Origin of the sequence: Paenibacillus sp. FSL H8-0280 (genome assembly GCF_045040665.1) — a bacterium.
Taxonomy (GTDB): domain Bacteria; phylum Bacillota; class Bacilli; order Paenibacillales; family Paenibacillaceae; genus Paenibacillus; species Paenibacillus xylanexedens_A.
Genome location: NZ_CP150296.1, coordinates 2,188,893 through 2,209,073, shown reverse-complemented (window position 1 = coordinate 2,209,073; position 20,181 = coordinate 2,188,893). Strand labels below are relative to the sequence as shown.

21 protein-coding genes and 1 pseudogene are annotated in these 20,181 nt (G+C 46.2%); 8 read left to right on the top strand and 14 right to left on the bottom strand.

The window, feature by feature from the left end; all coding sequences use genetic code 11:
• Positions 1 to 135 precede the first annotated feature (135 nt).
• Positions 136 to 1,347, top strand: coding sequence for an MFS transporter (locus MHI12_RS09965; RefSeq protein WP_036670103.1), 1,212 nt, complete (start codon positions 136 to 138; stop codon positions 1,345 to 1,347).
• A gap of 106 nt (positions 1,348 to 1,453) precedes the next feature.
• Here MHI12_RS09965 and MHI12_RS09960 read toward each other — a convergent pair whose 3' ends face one another.
• Entirely contained in the window at positions 1,454 to 2,656 is a 1,203-nt protein-coding gene (locus tag MHI12_RS09960) for a cytochrome P450 (protein ID WP_405172281.1), read from the bottom strand.
• Between the two features lie 486 nt (positions 2,657 to 3,142).
• On the opposite strand from MHI12_RS09960, the gene MHI12_RS09955 reads away from it, so the two are divergent.
• On the top strand, positions 3,143 to 4,354 hold the full coding sequence (locus MHI12_RS09955; protein ID WP_100529287.1) for an asparaginase: 1,212 nt from the start codon (positions 3,143 to 3,145) through the stop codon (positions 4,352 to 4,354).
• A 100-nt stretch (positions 4,355 to 4,454) separates the two neighbouring features.
• On the opposite strand, the gene MHI12_RS09950 is transcribed toward MHI12_RS09955, so the two are convergent.
• Positions 4,455 to 5,087: an O-methyltransferase gene (locus MHI12_RS09950; protein ID WP_405172280.1), complete on the bottom strand. Its 633-nt coding sequence runs from the start codon at positions 5,085 to 5,087 to the stop codon at positions 4,455 to 4,457.
• Between the two features lie 239 nt (positions 5,088 to 5,326).
• On the opposite strand from MHI12_RS09950, the gene MHI12_RS09945 reads away from it, so the two are divergent.
• The 4 genes from MHI12_RS09945 to MHI12_RS09930 all read left to right on the top strand — a co-directional run bounded on the left by MHI12_RS09945 (position 5,327) and on the right by MHI12_RS09930 (position 10,009).
• Complete coding sequence (locus tag MHI12_RS09945; RefSeq protein WP_074094429.1) at positions 5,327 to 6,481, top strand: class I SAM-dependent RNA methyltransferase; 1,155 nt, start codon at positions 5,327 to 5,329, stop codon at positions 6,479 to 6,481.
• Between the two features lie 214 nt (positions 6,482 to 6,695).
• Positions 6,696 to 8,696 (top strand): LTA synthase family protein, encoded by a 2,001-nt coding sequence (locus MHI12_RS09940; RefSeq protein ID WP_405172279.1) that lies wholly within the window; start codon positions 6,696 to 6,698, stop codon positions 8,694 to 8,696.
• 76 nt (positions 8,697 to 8,772) lie between these two features.
• Complete coding sequence (locus MHI12_RS09935; RefSeq protein WP_405172278.1) at positions 8,773 to 9,201, top strand: cytidine deaminase; 429 nt, start codon at positions 8,773 to 8,775, stop codon at positions 9,199 to 9,201.
• A gap of 82 nt (positions 9,202 to 9,283) precedes the next feature.
• On the top strand, positions 9,284 to 10,009 hold the full coding sequence (locus MHI12_RS09930) for a DsbA family oxidoreductase (protein ID WP_405172277.1): 726 nt from the start codon (positions 9,284 to 9,286) through the stop codon (positions 10,007 to 10,009).
• 304 nt (positions 10,010 to 10,313) lie between these two features.
• Here the strand turns inward: MHI12_RS09930 and MHI12_RS09925 are convergent, their stop codons facing one another.
• Both MHI12_RS09925 and MHI12_RS09920 read right to left on the bottom strand, forming a co-directional pair.
• Entirely contained in the window at positions 10,314 to 11,144 is an 831-nt protein-coding gene (locus MHI12_RS09925) for an aldo/keto reductase (RefSeq protein WP_405172276.1), read from the bottom strand.
• 173 nt (positions 11,145 to 11,317) lie between these two features.
• Positions 11,318 to 11,599, bottom strand: coding sequence for a hypothetical protein (locus MHI12_RS09920; protein ID WP_076326962.1), 282 nt, complete (start codon positions 11,597 to 11,599; stop codon positions 11,318 to 11,320).
• 150 nt (positions 11,600 to 11,749) lie between these two features.
• Between MHI12_RS09920 and MHI12_RS09915 the strand changes: the two genes are divergently transcribed.
• On the top strand, positions 11,750 to 12,148 hold the full coding sequence (locus tag MHI12_RS09915) for a hypothetical protein (RefSeq protein ID WP_405172275.1): 399 nt from the start codon (positions 11,750 to 11,752) through the stop codon (positions 12,146 to 12,148).
• A 100-nt stretch (positions 12,149 to 12,248) separates the two neighbouring features.
• Here MHI12_RS09915 and MHI12_RS09910 read toward each other — a convergent pair whose 3' ends face one another.
• From MHI12_RS09910 to MHI12_RS09865, 10 genes and pseudogenes are all read right to left on the bottom strand, one after another.
• Entirely contained in the window at positions 12,249 to 12,470 is a 222-nt protein-coding gene (locus tag MHI12_RS09910; RefSeq protein WP_091032287.1) for a DUF1450 domain-containing protein, read from the bottom strand.
• Between the two features lie 21 nt (positions 12,471 to 12,491).
• The gene (locus MHI12_RS09905) at positions 12,492 to 12,794 is read right to left on the bottom strand and encodes a heme biosynthesis protein HemY (RefSeq protein WP_036609727.1); all 303 of its coding nucleotides are present in this window, start codon (positions 12,792 to 12,794) and stop codon (positions 12,492 to 12,494) included.
• Positions 12,795 to 12,936: 142 nt separating this feature from the next.
• Entirely contained in the window at positions 12,937 to 13,194 is a 258-nt protein-coding gene (locus MHI12_RS09900) for a hypothetical protein (RefSeq protein WP_017689423.1), read from the bottom strand.
• Between the two features lie 196 nt (positions 13,195 to 13,390).
• On the bottom strand, positions 13,391 to 14,602 hold the full coding sequence (locus MHI12_RS09895) for a M14 family zinc carboxypeptidase (RefSeq protein ID WP_405172274.1): 1,212 nt from the start codon (positions 14,600 to 14,602) through the stop codon (positions 13,391 to 13,393).
• Between the two features lie 228 nt (positions 14,603 to 14,830).
• Positions 14,831 to 15,640, bottom strand: a complete 810-nt coding sequence (gene racE / locus MHI12_RS09890) for a glutamate racemase (RefSeq protein WP_026081161.1) — start codon at positions 15,638 to 15,640, stop codon at positions 14,831 to 14,833.
• A 219-nt stretch (positions 15,641 to 15,859) separates the two neighbouring features.
• Positions 15,860 to 16,237, bottom strand: coding sequence for a YtxH domain-containing protein (locus MHI12_RS09885; RefSeq protein WP_017689426.1), 378 nt, complete (start codon positions 16,235 to 16,237; stop codon positions 15,860 to 15,862).
• Between the two features lie 183 nt (positions 16,238 to 16,420).
• Positions 16,421 to 17,335: a DUF4261 domain-containing protein gene (locus MHI12_RS09880; RefSeq protein WP_405172273.1), complete on the bottom strand. Its 915-nt coding sequence runs from the start codon at positions 17,333 to 17,335 to the stop codon at positions 16,421 to 16,423.
• 10 nt (positions 17,336 to 17,345) lie between these two features.
• Positions 17,346 to 17,807 (bottom strand): HepT-like ribonuclease domain-containing protein, encoded by a 462-nt coding sequence (locus tag MHI12_RS09875; protein WP_341006769.1) that lies wholly within the window; start codon positions 17,805 to 17,807, stop codon positions 17,346 to 17,348.
• Positions 17,808 to 17,980: 173 nt separating this feature from the next.
• The gene (locus MHI12_RS09870) at positions 17,981 to 18,268 is read right to left on the bottom strand and encodes a Dabb family protein (RefSeq protein WP_017689429.1); all 288 of its coding nucleotides are present in this window, start codon (positions 18,266 to 18,268) and stop codon (positions 17,981 to 17,983) included.
• Between the two features lie 285 nt (positions 18,269 to 18,553).
• Positions 18,554 to 18,937 (bottom strand): annotated as a pseudogene (locus MHI12_RS09865) (holin family protein); the annotation flags it as partial.
• Positions 18,938 to 19,385: 448 nt separating this feature from the next.
• Here MHI12_RS09865 and MHI12_RS09860 point away from each other — a divergent pair.
• Entirely contained in the window at positions 19,386 to 19,982 is a 597-nt protein-coding gene (locus tag MHI12_RS09860) for a helix-turn-helix transcriptional regulator (protein WP_017689431.1), read from the top strand.
• The last annotated feature ends 199 nt before the right edge of the window (positions 19,983 to 20,181 follow it).

The window sequence follows — 20,181 nt, the reverse complement described above, 5'->3', positions numbered from 1 at the left end:
ACATGCAGATGCGTTCTACGTGACAATACTATGACATTCCTTACACCCATCCCTCATATGCCAATTATGTTATAATGAAAGAATGGTGTTTTTTTGAGAATTACAGAAATATCTTTGAAAGGAAGTGAAAGCACTTTGAAAACGTGGAAAGTAAACCTCATTGTGCTTTGGTTCGGACAATTTTTGGTCAATTCGGGCATGACCATGATTACCCCATTTTTGTCTCTTTATCTCGCAAGAGATCTGGGCGTTGTTGGCGAACATGAAATTGGCATATGGGCTGGATTTATTTTTGCAGCCAATTTCCTCACCTCATTTTTGTTCCAACCGCTCTGGGGCAAGTTATCAGACAAGTATGGCCGAAAAGTAATGCTGCTGCGTTCGGGATTCGGGATGGCCATCGTTATTGCCCTTATGGGTCTGGCACAGAATCCTTGGCAGCTTCTCTTATTGCGTTTGCTTAACGGTACAATTTCCGGTTTCAATCCTGCGGCTGTTGCGCTGATATCGGGTACCACTCCGAAAGACCGCATGGGTTTTGCCATGGGAATCAGTCAGTCCGGGCAGGTTGCCGGCACAATCCTGGGTCCCCTTATTGGTGGCTTGTTAGCGGATGCGGTAGGCTTCCGCCCCATTTTCTACATTACAGGTGGACTGATCTTTGTTGCTTCCATGCTCGCCATGTTCCTGGTGAGAGAGAAGTTTGACCGTCAAGAAGCAGCCAAACTACCGGCACAATCCGTATTATCCGGTCTGAAGGAATTGAACAAGTCACCTCAACTGCCCGCACTGTTTGCCGTGACGTTTCTGTTGCAGTTTGCGATGATTAGCCCCATGTCACTCTTGCCGCTGTATGTGCAAAAATTGCATGCTTCGGATGTAAATGTGGCCTTCTGGGCAGGACTTGTCGGTGCAGTTACGGGACTATCCAATATGGCCATGTCTCCGATTCTCGGGAAGCTGAGTGACCGGATTGGTCCTCACAAGGTGCTGACGTTCTCTCTCATAGGAACAGGACTCATGCTTATTCCGCAGGCATTTGTTCAGACCGTGTGGCAGCTCATTCTTGTTCGTTTCATGATGGGTGTGTTCATGGGTGGCTTGCTTCCGAGCGTTAATGCCCTGATCCGTTCCTATACATCCGATAGCATGATCAGCCGTGCATTCAGTTTTAATACGAGTACTCTGGCGCTGGGCAACATGCTTGGAGCGATCATTGGAGGATTTATGGCAGGATTCATCGGGATCGAAGGTCTGTTTATCGTCTCTGGCGGACTGCTGCTGCTTAATATGGTTTGGGTCCGATTCAAATTGTATAACAAACCTGCTTCTATTCGAGAATCCTGATTCCCTATCCATTTCTTAAATAGTCCATCTTAATTTTTCATTTGAAAAAGCCGCTTCCAGCGCCTAATTGGCCTGAGAGCGGCTTTTGTCATTCATGCGCCATTCATCATTTATTTATTAGATTGAATTCTATCGGATAATGTTTCACACCAAATACAAAAGCACTTTGTATCGGTTGCAGAGCCGTTCCAGACACAAGTTGAATGTTTCCCATGTGCTGAAGCAATGTATGAAGAACTACCCTTGCCTCCAATCGAGCGAGTGGTGCACCCAAACAAAAATGAATGCCAAAACCAAAGCCCATATGCCTGTTCGGCTTGCGATCAGAGATGAAATCTTCCGGGTTTTCAAATTGGGCACTGTCCCGATTGGCTGCTCCAACCCAGGAAATCACCTGCTCTCCAGCTTGAATCGTCTGACCATTCAACTCTACAGTTTCCTTGGCGACCCGCCCAATCGCAACAATTGGCGGATAATATCTCAGCGTTTCTTCAATCGCAGAAGTAATCCGTTCAGGATATTCGCGCAACTCCTGTTGTAGCTCGGGTTGTTCAGACAGAATACGAACCGCATTGGTAATCAGGTTGGTTGTTGTTTCATTACCGGCAGCAAGTAAGAGAATACAGAAGCCCACCACTTCATCTGAAGTCAATTGCTGACCATCAATCTCCGCAGCAAGCAGTAATGAGATCAGATCATCCTTTGGCTGCAACCGACGTTCTTCCATAATGCCAGTGAAATAGATATGCAACTCCTGCATATTTCTTTTTTTCTCCTCCAATAACTCCTGGAAGGCCTGCTCACTATCGTCACGTGCGCCTTTCACCAACACATCAGACCAGTCTTTGAACTTTTGACGATCCGCCGCAGGGACTCCGATCAATTCCGCAATGACAATGACGGGCAATGGTGTTGCAAGGTCATCAATAAGTTCCATATGTCCTTCTGACAGGTATGGAGCAATTAACTCATCTGTGATTTCCTGAATACGCGGAGCCAATGCTTCAATTGCCTTGGGTGTAAACGCCTGGTTCACCAGATCACGCAGCTGTTTGTGTTTGGGAGGGTCTGTCGTCAACATGCTCGTATTGGCACGATCACGTGCAGAAGAGAATAGTTTCGGATTTTTCAGAACGTACTTCACATCTTCATAACCAAAAACATCCCAACATTCTCGATGCTCATCATAGCGGACTGGAGTGTTATCACGAAGTTCTGCATACACCTTGAAGGGAGATAACCTCTCTTCCAAAGTCTCCAGTTCCCGAATCGGAATGTAATTTGCATACTTTCTCGGTGCCTGTTTCATCGTTTCTCCTCCAATCAATATTATATATTTATTTACATATGTTGATCACCCCTATTATAAACATAACTCTATTACGAAACCACTCTTCAGACCGTAATTGAGCCCCATTACCTAATATGCGTTACTATTACCCTCTCATTCTGTAACCCACTTCTGATATGAGTCCCAATTCGACATTCTTTTATTAAAATACATCGTTTTATCAGGACAAAAGACTCAATATGTAATATTAACTAACATTAAAAAGACTTATTTTTCTTCAAAACTACTAAAACCAGCTCTCATCTATCTCTATTAGAATGAATATTCTTTCGTAATTCCTCATAAATAACCATTTTACTCTCATTATCTATGAATGTAACCGATTACTCTACCTTTATCTATATTTGTCATATTACTTAACATAAAATACAATCAATTTGAAATGGTATACATATTCTTCTTAACAAACTTAACATCACACTTACTTGAAGGAGAGTGCTATTCATGAGTAAAACATCCAATCTTCGTCCCTGGGCCGTATGGAGTACCGCAGCTTTAACAGCATTGACCATCTCGTTGTCCCCCATTGGAACCTACGCTGCGCACGCAGCTACGGTAGAGGTGAAAGGCACAACAGGTGCTGTTCAGACAGCAACCACTACTCCGGCTCGCAATACTTCCATCCCTGCAATACCAGACTCTTCCAAGCAATCTGCACTCCCTAATGTATTGGTGATCGGAACTGGCGGAACGATTGCCGGTCAATCCGAGGATGCCACCAGCTTCCAGAATTACAAGGCAGGTACGCTTCCCATTGGAGAGATGGTAGACGCCTTACCGGATAAACAGAAGATTGCTGATGTTAGCACACTCCAATTCGGAAACTCAGGTTCAGGTTCCTATAGCATGACCGACCTCTATGACTTGTCACAGACGGTAGACAAAGCTCTGGCAATGTATGACAGTGTTGTCGTTACCACGGGTACAGATACAATGGAAGAAATCGCTTATTTCCTCGATATGACGGTTCAGAGTGACAAACCTGTCGTGATCACAGGCTCCATGCGTCCATGGACCGTCATCGGTTCTGACGCTCAAGCCAATCTGTACAACGCCATCAAACTTGCAGGCAGTGGTCGTACCACTTCATTCGGCACAGTACTCATGTTGAATGACACAATCCAGCTTGCTCGTGGTGTAACCAAGACAAATGATTATCGGACAGATACGTTTGAAACGCCGATGCTCGGTGCTGTAGGATATATTGATGAAGAAAATATTCGAATCTACCGTGCTCCTGCACGTGCCCTGAAACCTGAAGGCACAGCGAAGCCCGTATTTGATCTAAGTAAAATAACAAAGGCAGATCTGGCCAAAGTTGAAATTGCGATCTCATATCAAGAAGCTGGCGGCGGAGCCATTGAAGGATTCGTGAGTAGCGGTGCCAAAGGAATCGTAACTTCCGGTACCGGAGCTGGCGGTATCTCCAGAGCTATGGGACAAGCTCGTACCAAAGCCATTGAAGAAGGTGTCATCTTTGTGACCACCACTCGGACGGGTTCAGGAAGTGTGTATGGCGGTGGCAAAGGTATCATTGCAGGTGACAATTTGAGTCCTCAACAAGCTCGTGTATTATTGATGCTGGGCTTGTCCTTCAGTGATGATTTTGACACCATCAAAAAATGGTTTGAAACGTACGGAACACCTGAAGTATAAGAAAGCACTCATCCTTTATAAATCTGGACAAAAAGAAGAGACGACACTCCCCTGACTAACAAGGTGTGTCGTCTCTTCTTTTTGTTACCTCAACCTTTTCTCACTTCACCCAAGCAAGTACCAGCCCATCGTAGTCCGGTAACATCGTCGTCACCAGACGCGGGTCACTCGCCATCTGTTCATTGAAGCGACGAACAGCCAGCACAGCCGGACCTTGCTTGTCCGGATTTAGTGTACGACCACGCAGGAAACAATTATCGCCTACAATAACAGCACCTGGCCGGGCCAGCTTAATGGCATAGTCAAGATATACCGGATAATTCTCCTTATCTGCATCAATAAAGAAAAAATCGAATGTGCGACCTTCCTGCTCCAATTGCTTCAGGCTGTCTGCCGCCGGGCCAATGCGGTACTCCACCTTTTCACCAAAACCGCCTTCTTCCAGATGACCACGCGCCATTGCCGCATATTCCTCTTTCAGTTCCAGCGAAGTCAGGGTTCCATTCTCACGCAAACCACGCGCAATGCAGATCCCACTGTAACCGCCCAGCACGCCGATTTCGAGCGCAGCTTCTGCTTTGGATGTCTTGGCTAGAAACGTGAGCAAACGTCCATACGCCGCCGCAACCGAAACTTCCGGCATGCCGTTCGAACGGATGGCCTCTTTCACTTTCAGCAAAAGCTCATCCTCTTGAAATAATTGATTTACATATTCATCAGGGGTCAGATTCACCACTAAAATCCTCCTTGGACACTTGGACTGCTTTCCATATGGATGCCAATGTTCTATAATAAATGTTTGTTATCAACACAGGCGGTTGACTGATGCATCACTTCGAAAGAGGCGTGCATACGTTCACCGCATTTCTCATTGTAAGTTTTTTCACGGAAAGCGGCAAGGCCGCACCGTCACTATACAGCAGAGAGAAGGATTTCCCTTCTCCAGCTTGAAATGGAGTTGAAATGAATCACATGGCTCAATTGCAATTGATTGCAACCTCGGCGATGGGACTCGAGGCTGTTGTTGCCCGGGAACTGAAACAACTGGGGTATGAAGATGTTACGATCGACAATGGACGGGTTTTCTTCACAGGAGATTATATTGATATTTGCCGTTGTAATCTGTGGCTGAGAAGTTCGGATCGTGTATTGGTGAAAATGGGTGAATTCCCTGCCACGACTTTCGACGAGTTGTTTGAAGGCACCAAAGCGTTGCCTTGGGAAGAGTGGATTCCAGCCGACGGTGAATTTCCTGTAGAGGGTCGTTCTCAAAAATCCCAGTTAAGCAGTGTGCCTGCATCACAAGGGATCGTGAAGAAAGCAATCGTAGAGAAACTGAAGCTGACTTATGACACAGAGTGGTTCCCAGAGGATGGGTCTCGTTATGTGATTGAGGTCATTCTGCTGAACGATCGCGCCCTGCTTACTTTAGATACGACGGGACCAGGTCTGCATAAACGGGGTTATCGTAAACTCGTTACCGAAGCGCCACTCAAAGAAACACTTGCTGCAGCTCTTATTCAGCTCAGCCGTTGGAATGTATCCCGCCCATTCTATGACCCGTGCTGTGGATCAGGCACAATGCTGATCGAAGCCGCTATGATCGGCTGGAACATTGCACCAGGACTTCGTCGGACCTTTAACTCCGAGGATTGGGCTGTCATTCCTGAAGAATTATGGGAACAGGCGCGCGAAGAAGCATTCGATGCTGTACGTGACGATGTCCCGTTACAAATTTCAGGTAGCGATATTGATCCGGAAGCGATTGAAGTTGCTATGGCAGCGATCAAAAGTGCTGGCTTCGCCAAAGATATTGAAGTCAGCGTCCTGCCCGCTCATCGCGCAAGACCACAGGGTGAATATGGTGTCATCATTACCAATCCCCCATATGGTGAACGTTTGAGTGAAGAAAAAGAAGTTCAGAAGTTGCTCCGCTCATTAGGGCGCAGTTACCTCGACATGCCAACATGGTCCTTTTTTGCAATCACGTCGACCAAAGCTTTCGAGGAGTATTTCGGTCATAAGGCAGACAAACGTCGTAAGTTGTTCAACGGACGAATTGAAACCCAGTACTATCAGTATTTGGGCCCATTGCCCCCACGAAATAAAGCACCACAATCTTCATAATTATTTCGAATCTAAAGTGCTCCTGCCATCCATGGCCGGGGCGCTTTTTTTGTGCGCTTTTCTGGTCATATGAATTCACCGACTTCGGTCTTCGGCTGGACAAGATTCAATTCTCCCTGAGGCATAGTTGAAAACACATGAGGCCACGCTATAATGGATGGAGCCCTATTTTACACTCCGATTACAAAACAACAAAAGCAAGGGGGACATACATATGGTTGTCATTCGGCCTACGCGCAGCTCCATGCCACGCGGGCTTCTAAATCATCCATTAACGTTATATCTTATTTTTCTTGTGCTCATGCTGCTCAAACTCATGTGGCTCCATCACAATCTTCACGCTTATAACATTACGATGGGACTGCTGGATAAAGTCATTGCTATTGGATCTTTACTACTCCTGTCCTTCTGGACCTGGTTGCTGCCACGTAGAGGCATGATCGTGTCTCTCGCGGTGCTTAACCTGCTGCTTACCGCACTAATCTATGCCGATATGGTGTATTATCGCTATTTTCAGGATTTCTTGACCATCCCGGTATTGTTGCAGGCGAGACAAGTTGACGCATTGGGTGACAGTATCGCTACATTGATCTACACAAGTGATCTCTGGTTCTTTGCCGACTGGCTTGTCGTCATTCCGTTCGCAGCTATCGTACTGTTCAGCAGACGTTACCGTTCGAAGCACTCCAGTACGTCTGTTACTGGTTACGGGAGTTATTCGTATAACGATGGCAAGGCACGGTTGCGCCGCCGTCTCACGTCTGGCAGCATTGCCCTTGTGCTGGGAATTGGCCTCGCTGTCGGCCCGATTTATTTCTACAGCAAAACATGGGCCAAAGGCCTGTTCGATAACAACTGGTGGAATGTATCCATGTACAATGTGACCGGACTGCTCGCTTTTCACGGTTATGATCTGTACAACTTTGCCAAAGACCATATCGGCTCCGGGCCGCAGGCTGAACCCGCTGATGTTGAGCAAGCAAAGGCATTCTTCGCTGAAAGGCAAGAAGCTGCCCCGCAGAATGATGCCTTGTTTGGCAAATATAAAGACAGCAATGTGATCATTGTCCAGGGTGAGGCTTTTATGAACTTCATGATTGGCCAGAGCATTGGCGGTCAGGAGATCACACCGTATTTTAACGAACTGATGAAGGAAAGTCAGTATTATAGTCACTTTTACCACCAGACCGGTCAGGGCAGAACGTCAGATGCAGATTTTGGCGCAAACATATCACTGCATCCACTTCCGATTGGATCAGCCTTTGTACGATATGCAGACCATACGTATGATTCCCTACCTTCCATTCTGAAGGATAACGGGTATAGCACCAACGTATTTCACGCTTATGAGAGCGGATTCTGGAATCGGTATACGATGTATCAGAACATGAAGTACGACAAATTTTACAGTAAAAATGATTTTGCACAGGATGATCCGCTTGGCTGGTCCCTGTCTGACGAATCCTTTTTCCGCCAATCCGTTGAGAAAATGAGTAGTGAGGTGACCGAGCCGTTCTATTCCTTCCTCATTACACTTAGCAGTCACCATCCATACGCCCTGCCTAAAGAGAAACAGCAACTGGATGTAGGCGAGTTCCAGGGGACCATGTTTGGTAACTATCTGCAATCCGTTCATTACGTGGATTCGGCGCTCGGCAAGATGGTCGAGGATCTGAAAAATCGGGGATTATGGGAAAATACCATCTTTATGTTCTACGGAGACCACGACAACTCGATTAAGGAACAATCACAATACGAACAGTTCCTGGGACGTTCGCTGAACGAACTGGATATGGCACAGATCATGAACGAGGTCCCCCTGCTCGTGCATTTACCGGACGGAGCAGCTGCCGGAACCATCGACGAACCTTCGGGACAACTGGACATCACGCCTTCCGTATTGCATTTGCTAGGCTTATCCGACCAGTCCTATTATCACATGGGTAACGACGTATATGACGGGTCTGGGCGTACGGTTGTGCTGCGTAATGGCGCATTCTCGGATGGTTCTGTATTCTATATTCCATCGGATGATTATATCTACGAGAATGGCGCTTGTTATGACTTGTCAACACGTGACAAAACAGATATCAATGCTTGCCGTCCAGGTCATGATGAAGCAGCCAAGCGATTACATGTCTCGGACACCGTAATTACCTATGATTTGATTCAGCGCTTTCGAGAGGAAGACAGTTCAACAGCAACATCGCAATGAGCAATATCGTAATGACAAGCTAAACAAATACACGAAATGAATTGAACTGGATTTAAAAAAGGGGAACTCTCATTACATGACATCACAGACTGAACCACTCAATATTGAACAGCAATTGTTCGATGCAGCCGCAAAATTTGTGAAGCAACGTTATCCTCAGGGATGGGGCGGTGCGGGTGCCGTCTATACCGAAGCTGGCTCCCTGCTGATTAGCGTAGCTCCAGAGGTCATCAACGATGCCACGCATCTGTGTATGGAAACAGGAGCTTATCTGGAAGCCCACAAATTGAACGAACGCGTCACCCACTCCCTCTGTATCGCTCGTAATGACGAGCATTCAGAATTCAAGGTCCTTACACCTTGCGGCGTGTGCCAGGAACGATTATTTTACTGGGGTGAAGAAGTTAAAGCTGCCGTATACGATCCTTCTGGTCAGTTGGTTTTCAAAAGACTGGATGAGATCCAACCTTACCATTGGTCCAAAGCATATCGGGATAAAAAGTAATCTCCTTGCGAATTATAGAAAGTGGCTTTATAATTGTAACCATATTGGTTTCAACTAAAAGGATGATGGAGGTTATAATAAAATGAATATTGAGATATGGTCTGATTTTCTGTGCCCTTTCTGTTATATCGGCAAACGCCGCCTGGAGAATGTACTGGAACAGTTTCCACACCGTGATGAAGTGAAGCTGCAATTTAAAAGCTTCGAGCTTGATCCAAACGCTGCATTGAACCCAGGCAAAACCAATTCGGAATATCTGGCTGCCAAATATAATATGAGCGTGGAACAAGCCAAAGGTATGAATGCCCAGATGAATGCCAATGCTCGTACGGCAGGACTGGAATACAATATCGATGCCATGATCCCTACGAACTCCTTCTCAGCTCACCGCTTGACACACTGGGCAGATACACAAGGCAAAGCGCTTGAACTGAGTGAACGGATATTCCAAGCTGTGTTTATTGAAGGTAAACACTCCGGCGACCCTGAAGTGTTGGCTCAGTTAGCAGAAGAAGTCGGCTTGGATCGAGATGCAGCTACGGCAGTGCTGTCCAGTGATCAATTCACCGACAATGTCCGTGCTGACCAAGCAGAAGGTGAGCAACTTGGTATCCGCGGTGTACCTTTCTTTGTATTCGACCGCAAGTTCGCCGTATCGGGCGCTCAGCCTGACGAGGTGTTCCTGGATGCCATTCAAAAAGCATGGGACGAGCGTTCCCCTTTCACCATGGTTGAATCCAACACAACAGAAACAGACGGCAGTGGCATCTGCACAGATGACGGATGCGAAGTCCCGAAAAAAAATTAAGCCAATTCAAAAAAAAAAAAAAAAAAAGCAGCAAGATCAAGGGATACTCCCTGATCCTGCTGCTTTTTTATATACTACACACCACTCTAGCTCATTGTATATATTTGTGTTTGATGAACAGTTACTGTGGAGGGGACGGAATCGATTCTGAAGAAGCGAAGCGTTCGCCTTTGTCTTCAAATTTTATCCTCTGAAAAGAGATATCAAAAAAATTTGGAGACAACAGCGATCAAAAGAACGATTCCGTAACCGGAACCTCCACTAACTTATCATCAAACACTTATATTCAATTAGCGCCACCCACTTAATCCCAGAACAGTTGATCCGGATGTGGACCCGTCCGCTTATCCGAATCCAGTGCATCAATCTGTCTCAACTCATCCGGAGTCAATTCAAAGTCAAAGATGTCCGCATTCTCACGAATACGCTCCGGGTTAACCGACTTCGGAATCGTCACAATCTGATTCTGAATGTCCCAGCGCAGAATAATCTGTGCTGGTGTTTTCCCATATTTCTGGGCCAACGCTTTGAGGGTGGACTCTTGGTTCAGCTTGCCCTTCATAATAGGACTCCATGCCTCCAGCTGAATTCCCTGCGCCCCGCAGAAATCCTGAAGTTCCTGCTGGATCAGACCCGGATGCAGCTCTACCTGATTTACCGCAGGCACCGTTCCGCCCTCATCTATGATATCTTGCAAATGGTGAACTTGAAAATTACTCACACCAATCGCACGGATGCTTCCTTCGCTATATAGACGTTCGAATGCTCTCCACGTCTCCTTATACTGGTCTCTGCCAGGCCAGTGAATTAAATAAAGATCAATCACATTCAATCCAAGTGCCTTCTGACTGGCTTCAAATGCTCTCAACGTTGAATCAAATCCCTGATCCTCATTCCAGAGCTTGGTCGTCACAAACAGTTCGTTACGGGAAACACCACTGCTTGCAATAGCTTGTCCCACTTCTTCCTCATTGCCATAGATGGACGCGGTATCAATACTGCGATATCCAACCTCCAAAGCGGTCTCAACCGCCTGTTGTACTTCCTTACCTTTTGCTTTATATGTTCCAAATCCTAGCCATGGCATCGTTACTCCGTTGTTCAGAATCGTACAATCTGTAATATGTTTTGTCATTCTGTACCTCCCGTATGGAATTTTGCCTGCTCTTGTTCTATTAACCTTCTCACAGAATTTTAAGCGACCATTCGACATACTGTCGGAGTAAACCCATGATCGAGAGTCTTTGCAAAAGATATGAAAAACCCGCAAAGCATTACTGCCCTGCGGGTTCTGATGTGACAGGAACGTTATATATTCCCTTGACCGTGCTGACTCTGGATAGAATTCAATCTTCTCTTCTCCTCGATGAACATTTCCTCTGCCAACTCAACACCTTGCCCTCCGAGCGAAAGCTCTGCTTGTCGCATCGCCTGCTCCGTGTGTGCCAGACGTCGTTCCGCCTGTACAATGGTCTGTGCCGTCGGATGAGACATGGCCTGAGATACAGCATAATGAAGCTTGTTCACCGCATTTTGCGCCTGAGATACGGTGGTATCGGCTTGCAAACTGGAATCATAACGCTTCGGCATGAGTATTCCTCCTTGGGATTATCATGTTCCTGTTACCCCTTTAGGATGGATAACACAAGCCTTCCTTATTCTTCTTTTGTGTTTTTATCGTAACTTTAGTTGATTACGCTACGTTAATTAGATAATCATGCCGAATCAGGAGGAATTCATTTGAAGAAAATATTACTGACACTCTGTATGCTGCCCTTCTTCATTTGGGTACAAGGCTGCGCTCCTGCAACATACGAGATAGAAGGATATACAGAATCATCCATTAATCCAGACATCCCGGTTCCAACCAATGCAAAGCTCATTGAAAACATAGCTTATTCCGATGATCCCAATCTTAAAAAAGGAGCTAAGTATGAACTGAAACATATTGGGGGTGAACAAGGACTCTACCCACCAATGGATTATTTTCAGAAGTTAGCGGATACAGGTTGGGTCGAATTGGAGGAAGAACGACTGGGGCATGTACATTTTCTGAAAAAGGATAATAAGGTCATTGCTATTGAAATTCGAGAAGATACCTTCCAAATTACTGAAATGATAGAGAATGCCGCATTTTGAAGCAGCCACTCACTATTATCCAAACGCAAAAAAGGAGAGGCACATCGCCCCTCCTTTGCGGATGTTTGAACTTTTCGTTCACTCACCTTGTTATATCCTGTTACTTCACGAACTTTGCGACTTTGACGAGCACTTCTTCTTCTGTCGGCGCACTGATGTACCGACCGTTGATAAAGACAAACGCACGTTTCGCGCAAGGACCACAATAGGATTTGCACCCAATCTTGATCTCCGTGTCTGGAGCCATTTTTTGCAACTTGGGTACAATCGATTTCAGTCGGACATGATTACACTTTTCGCATACACGGATATCGTTAGCCATGAGTTCCCCTTCTTCGCGCCCTTAGTGGTCGCCGTGATTACCTTGGGACGGATTCGTAATAACAAATCCCTCTTCCGGGAAGTAGAGGTAGTCAATTTTAACACCGTTCAACAAAGGCTGATCATTCGCGAGAATGACATCAATCTCTTTATCGGTAGATACAACTGTATCATTTTCTTTTGGTGTGTCAATATCCAGGCCGTAGTGAGCATGGTCACCATGTGCATGGGTGATGACAACGCGCAGTTTTTTTCCTTCGTTCTCCGGCTTGTCCAATTCAAGCTTCAATACTTTAGCAGCATTACGCGTAATTTTGCAGTTCATTCTCTTCATCTCCTATATTGTAATTGCAGGTTTCAACAATTTCAGCATTCTTAAACTACAGCATCTATTGTAAAGAAAGTTACCGCTCTTCGCAATAACATTGATGCGAATTCATTGTTAAACCTCTCCATTTAGGCACAAATTAAGAAGGAGCCCCTTCCTGAAGCACAGGATATTTGCGTTCTGCCCGGCTTACAAACCAGTTCATCAGAATCAAAGTGACCCCGATATCATCGATGGGCATAAAGGGCATTACGTCAGGAAGTACCCAGTACAACAGCGCTGGAATAATAAACAACAGCTTTTCTCCCAAAGGAATCTGCGGAGCCCGGAGCAGCCGGGGGAGCCTTTTGAAAACTTGTGTCCATCGTTTGAACGACAGCAGTCTTCTCCACTTCATTTGAATCCCTCCGTATAATTATATATGTCGCCGAAAAGGCACATCCATCATTACCCGTTCGAAATCCATTCAGAACGAATGACGTGACAAGCCATTATAAAAAATAATAAAAACGGAACGTCGCTCATAGCGTCCGTTCCTGTTATACGAATGATCTACTGTTAAGTTTCACACCTTCGTAATTCGGGGTCTTGCCTCATTGCCCATTGGATAACAGTTCAGCCAGCAACATTCCCACTTCTATACAGATATCATCAAACTGTTCTACGGGCAGCGGATTAACACCCAATCCAACTTCTACCGTGAAGCCCGGTCTACCGAAATCTTGAATAAACCAGTCCTTGTATCCGGCATCACTGCCACCGAGCTTCACCGCCTTGTAGCCGGAAGCTTTGGCGAGTCTACGCGACAGCGGGCCACTCTCTCTAGGTTCCAGATCACGGTAGTTCCAATAGATCTCCTGTCCCTGACTATGCAGGGATACAACTGCATCAAATGTATGTTGCCGCGTCCACTGTGCAAGCGCCTGTGCCTCCGGTTCTGTCAATGGCGCTGTCCCCGCATAATCCCTGGGGCCCGGTGAGGTTATACCTCTTCTCGCTGCCTCTTCATCCCAATGGGCTGGAAATTGATCATTCAGATCCACCCCTCTGATATTGGCCTTCCAATGGGTAAAATGTGATCTGTCGGCATTCCAGGCTAACAACTGCTGTGCATGTGGATGTTGATTGACCACACCTTCCTGAACCAGTTCGACCCCGTCCGGATTAACCATCGGCACGGCCCAGAGTGTCGTCTCTTGCATCCAGCGTTCTGTCTGGTATTGATGCCATGTCCTATGCGCACTATACGCCTCGGCATACTCTTCGATAAACTTCATCAAAACTGCTGTTGTCAACCACTCATTCGCATGAACGGAAGCGTTAACATGGATATGTCTCGACCCTTGCCCAATACGCAAATAAGGCAGCGACTTCCCCATGACACTTGTTCCAATGGACCCCGTTTCAATAAACGGGTATTGATTCTCCAGCTTGTCTATATCCCTGATTAATTCTCGATAACCATACTCTCCCTGAATCTTCACAATAGTTTTTCCATTCGAAGCCGGAATATGAATACAGCGACCAACCCAGTCGGTTACATTGGTGATTTCGGGATTGGCCTGGCGCAACACCTCTTCATCCAGACCAAATCTGCCTGCAATCTCCCCTACACTTTCTCCAGGCGGTACAGCGTATCTGCGACCTGTCCCGGGGACAATACGCAGCATCTGACCCGCCACCAAGTATGGCTGGGAAGCTACTTCCGGGTTCAGTGCAGCAAGGAACTCTTTGGTCATATGATGTGCTGACGCAATTCGCGGCAATGTATCTCCCCGCTGAACAATAATCCACTGCAGATCCATGTTGTTCTCCTTTCCACAGGAAAAGACAGGTCTCCTGTCCAGTTCTGACCGATTTCGTGTCTGTAACATATGTATGCAGGTCAGGTTGTCCGTCATGTGACATGAATCATGTTTATCTTCGGTTAATGCATAATGACGACAAAAAATCCCGGAACTTCACAGTTCCGGGATAGTCCACAACCAAATTACATTAATTAAAAGTCTTATTCATGCATATTTTGAATATAACTATGATAATTGCGTTACCTGCCAGACAACAGGGGTCTTGGAAATCTGCTCCCCCAACCATCGACGGGTGATATTCTGGAACATTCTCGGGTCACCCGTGCAGAAAAATTGATGCACCGGAGTCTCATCCCCACTGGCCAGCTTTCGTTTGTCATATAAAATCGTACTGATTTCACGTGCCGTTTCATCTGCTGAACTGATTAACTTCACTTCCTGTCCCATAACTTCCTGAATCGTGTCCATGAGAAAGGGATAATGCGTACAACCCAGAATAAGACAATCGATTGGCTGTTGTTTGATCTCGCCCAATGATTGTTCCACCGTATGTGTCGTGTGCTCGGAACGAAATTCACCTTGTTCCACCAACGGCACCAGCGCCGGACAAGCCTGACTGACCACATCAATATAGGGGGACAACTGCTTGAGTGCCGATGTATAAGCCCCACTACCTATGGTACCCGTGGTACCAATCACACCAATACGTCCTGTACGTGTCGCTGTGATTGCGGCCCGCGCACCCGGATGTATAACACCAATGACCGGCATATTCACCTTGGAACGGATATACTCCAACGCTGCTGCTGTTGCTGTGTTACAGGCGATAACGATAACCTTCGGATCGAATTGGATCAAGAAATCAACGATTTGTTCCGTAAATTGTTTTACTTGTTCGGACGAACGGGGTCCGTACGGTGTCCGGGCAGTATCCCCAAAATAAATGATCTTTTCCCGCGGGAGCTGACGCATCACTTCCTTGGCGACGGTCAATCCCCCCACACCGGAGTCTAATATAGCGATTGCTTGCTGCACGAACACACCGCTTCCTTCTTCATTGAATTGGTTCTCAAAACGATTGTTTCTCAGAGCTTTCTTCCTACCGTATGAACATTCCGGCAAAAAGGTACCTACATCTTACCCGATTTCATCGCAGGGTTCAAATTAAATCCACGCGCTACGTCATCTATGTGTGGACACGCAACAAAGCAGGCTCTCCTCTAATCAGAGGAAAGCCTGCTTATCAAGCTTTGCTTAGTTGTCGTCCTTGGACTCATCCGCAGGAAGCTTCGCTACGATGTCAATTCCGGGTTCATCCACTGTTTTATCGATATCATTATCAACAATGGCTGCCGATATGCGAATTTCTTTCCCTTCAGCGCAATTGCGCCAGGATTGAATATCCTGAATCACGACATCTGCGGTCTCTTTAACTTTGGATACGATCTGCGAACTTTGTTCTCCCACGATACCAGCCAGTTCCTGACCTTTCTCCGATACCTGACGAGCACCTTCTGTAATATCCTGACGAAGTTCACGTCCCGATTTCGGCGCCAGCAATAATGCCGTTACTGAACCAACCACGGAGCCAATAAGAGCTCCCCACAACAAACTTTTGTTAGAATCCTTCACGTCACATCTCTCCCTTTACTATTGTTTAAGTACCGGATCAGAAGCAACGGTCTGTCGCTCAGCCATCCGGGCGAATGCCTACTCTGTTGATGCATTATAAGCAGCACAGGCTTGACTTGACACTCCAGATGTTAAAAATAATCTGAACGCCCTTTTTGAATGGATGCAAATGACTCGGCTAACTCAGTTCTGACGAGCCGGCTCGAGATCAGCCGCGGCATGCTCATCCCCCGGGTCCAAATCAATCACATATCGTCCAGGTGCAATCAATGCCGCCTGATGTTCACAACGCCAGCGACGTCCACCTGAAGAACCCAGCGTCTGTCCATCTTGCAGAACATCCCCCTGATCAAATATGTAATACGCTGCACCCAGTAAGGTCTGAGCCACCGTATCGGGATCAAGACCGACGAAGTGACACTGGACATCAGGTACACCCAGCGCAGATAATCCCACGGTATCCATGACCAACCCGCGCTGTTCCTCTGTACCTCCGGCTTGATACATTCGAACGTTCATGGCTGCATACAGATGTTCCTCACGTTCCTGAGCTTGCGTATATGCTTCCGGTTCAACCAGCTTGTCACTGCCATACCAATACAGCGCATCACAGGTCAAACTTTCCATGATTGCCAGTACAGTCTTCTGAAACAGCTCCAAGCGCTGTTTACGAGGCATAGCAGCCGTGAACATATCATGTATCCGAATGGAGTAACGCGCAGCTTCTACAACTTGTCCCACTTCTGGCCAATGCCATGCTTGTTGCAGAGCACCGCCAAAGCGAGCACGATCTGCGATTTCATTCACAGGAAGCATGCAAGTCTGAGCAGGGATATCCCCTTCCTGGAAGGATACCTTATGGTCCAGATGATAGAAGACAAGCATCTCATGCTTTTGCCCTCCGCTCTCTTGTTTCACATCCAGTCGGACTTGTCCTGTATGACGAATCATCGCTTCCTGCAAACGCAGGCGATCCACCTCTGGACGTTCCCGGAACAAGAGTTCAACCATATACACCGGATGGAATCCGGAAGGTGTTTCATTTGTTTCGTTACTTTCAGTATTTACTTCATTGAATTCTTTTGATTCATTTGTCATGCGATTTCCCTCATTCCTTACGCTGTCCCTCGGCCTGTGCCGTATTGAAAGGACCAAGTTCTTTTTCCACGTAGGCGCTAACCTGAGTAGTAAAATGTTCAAGTATACTCGGCAACTCTACGCTAAGTGGATGGAGCTCAGACCGCTCCCAAGTGAAATAATCCTGCACCAGTGGCTTGCGTAACGTGACAAGCTGACGCAATATCTCATAGGTCGGATTATCAAAAACCTTTTCTTCATAATTAATCTGAATAATATCATCATAACTGCTCGCATCTCTCATGATGAAGCCGTCTATCAGATAACTTCCCACATCGGTAACAATTTCGATCGCCAGGTGAAGACAACGTTCCTGTACCATCCCCAGCATGAGACTGCCATCCCAAGCTTCTGCTGCCCCGCGAAGCCCTTCAGCTACTTCCGGTACAGCAGCAAGCCGGCGGGCAATCTGTTCTCTGTTCACATAATACATTCGTTCACTTCCCGTTCAGTGAGTTATCGGTTCCGTTTCCCTCTTCGCTTAAGCCAGAATATCATCACAGGACAAGCGATTAGAAACACAACAAAAATATATAGAAATTCCATAACGTCTCTTAAATCGCTCATGCAGAGTCCCCTTTATCTCAACGTAGTTTGAATGACAGATCAGATTTCGTAGTCCACTGCAATTGACTGTTCTCTGACTTCGTTCATGTACTTAATAACTTCCTGATGAAGCGGGTGTACCTGATACGCCTGGAGATCCTCCAGTGACGCAAACTCCGCCGTGAGTGAAATGTCGAACGATCTCTCCGAGCGAAGCACATCAATCCCGATTTCAAGTGAAACCAGGACATCAATTTTACCTTCCAGATTGCGAAGCACCTGGGCTGCAGCTTCAATACTTTCTGCTGAGCGATCTTTCATTTTGAACAGGACAATATGTTTTATCATCTGGGCAAGCACCTCATTTAATATAATAGTAGAAATGAATGAATTTTCATGTATCCAAAATATATCATAACGTTCTCTATTACGAAAGGATACTTGGAAACGTTCTCTTGATAAGAAAAACTAATCCGAACCGTTTCCTTTCGATTCGGATTTCTTTTGCGATCCATCCTCCGTCTGTTTCGCCGATTCATCTTGCAGAGTTTGTCCTGTTTCAGCCTGCTGCTTGATGTTGTCTGGAGTTTGCTGTGGTTTGGCCCATTCACGATTCATCAGATCCTCCTGATCTTCCTGTTTCTTCAACACTGCAATGGCCTGTCTGAGCTTTGCAGGCAATGGAAGACCGATTTTGGCATAATTCTCGGTAATCGAAATGAGTTCATTCACCAGATAGAAATAAATAGCTCCGCCTTTGATAAAATCGGTTCCCATGATCAGATCAATTCGATGAGCAAGCAAAACAACGGTCAGCATGAGCCCTTTGCGAGCAATCCCCCAGAATCCAATGTTACTATTCAACCCGGTACCTGTTCTTACCGCCGCTGCCAAACCTGTTATATAATCCACAGCCATCGCGACCGCGAGCAGGCTCAGCAATTGATCCCATCCGCCAAAAGCAAACGTAACAAATGCTCCCGAGATGACAGCAAAGGTATTCACAGATAGATGCACGTTCCTCACCTCTCCCTTACACTTGAGTATCATACAATATATGTAAAAGTAAGAGATTTGACAGGTCACATGTCATGCTGAACATGCGGATTTATCATTTCAGATTTGTGCACATCCTCTTCGCAACAGGGGAACAAAAATCACATGCTTTTGGGGAATTCAGGGAAATAAACCGCATCATATCAACAAAAAACAGATAAAAGTTCTTTAGACCTAATAATAAGTAATTAGAACTATATTATTTTTATTCCTGTTCAATTTCTCCCCTCATTTTTAGTGAAACATTGTAATCTAGGAATATACTAGGATGTGAATTGCGCATGGTCTAGTTCGTAGTTCCCTCTTTATCGTGAATTGACGCATTAACGCATTTGTAACCGGTAATCCCGGCACTTGAAAGTACCCCGTTGTTTATTGTAGTATTTGGTTAAAAAAAATCGGAGGAAATATGCCTAATCAACCAGAACAACATTCCATCCAGGCGTGGTCTCTGATCAACCGTAAATACTTGGGAAAAGGCGTCCGTGTTAAACGATTCCGAAAACCGACACGCTGTCAAATCCGCAATCGTGTTCTTCTTGCCGTGCTGATGGCCAATGATATCAAGTTGTCCCAGCTTGCTGAAGACCTCTCCATCTCTTCACGCAGTGTCAGTGCGTGGGTATATGAAGGACGGATACCCGGCAGTACCAATTTGGACAAGACTTGCCAATTACTCGGCTACCCGCGTCATATTCTCTTCAATGAAGAAGTTGTGCGTAATAGCCCTGTCATATGTCAACCCGAGTCATCTCGCTTCATGAAGCGTACGGTGACCCGTTCTCCGGTTAGTAACCGTATTTTGACAGGCTTGTGTATGGTCCATGATCTGTCGGTGACAGATGTCAGCCACTGGATCGGGGTTCATCCCGGCACTTTCCGCAAATGGCTGCATCAGGGAACACTGCCTTCTGCTGCATTTCAGGAACAAGCGGAGCAATTTTTCCGTATCCCGAAAACTATTTTGTTCGCAGATGTCATCTTGAAAGATCGTCGCAACAACTAATAAGCGAACAGCCAAAAGGCTCTGATCTCCCATAGGGAGGCCAGAGCCTTTTTTAAAATAAAATGCATGCCTTCTCTCTCGGACTTGAAGCACTGTTCTGGCTATTCCATCAGAAATGTCAGATAACCTACCCTTTTTCGCCTTTTGCTCCCAAGGAGAGCCATCACAGCCCGCTACAAGCTAAGTTTATGCATTTCAT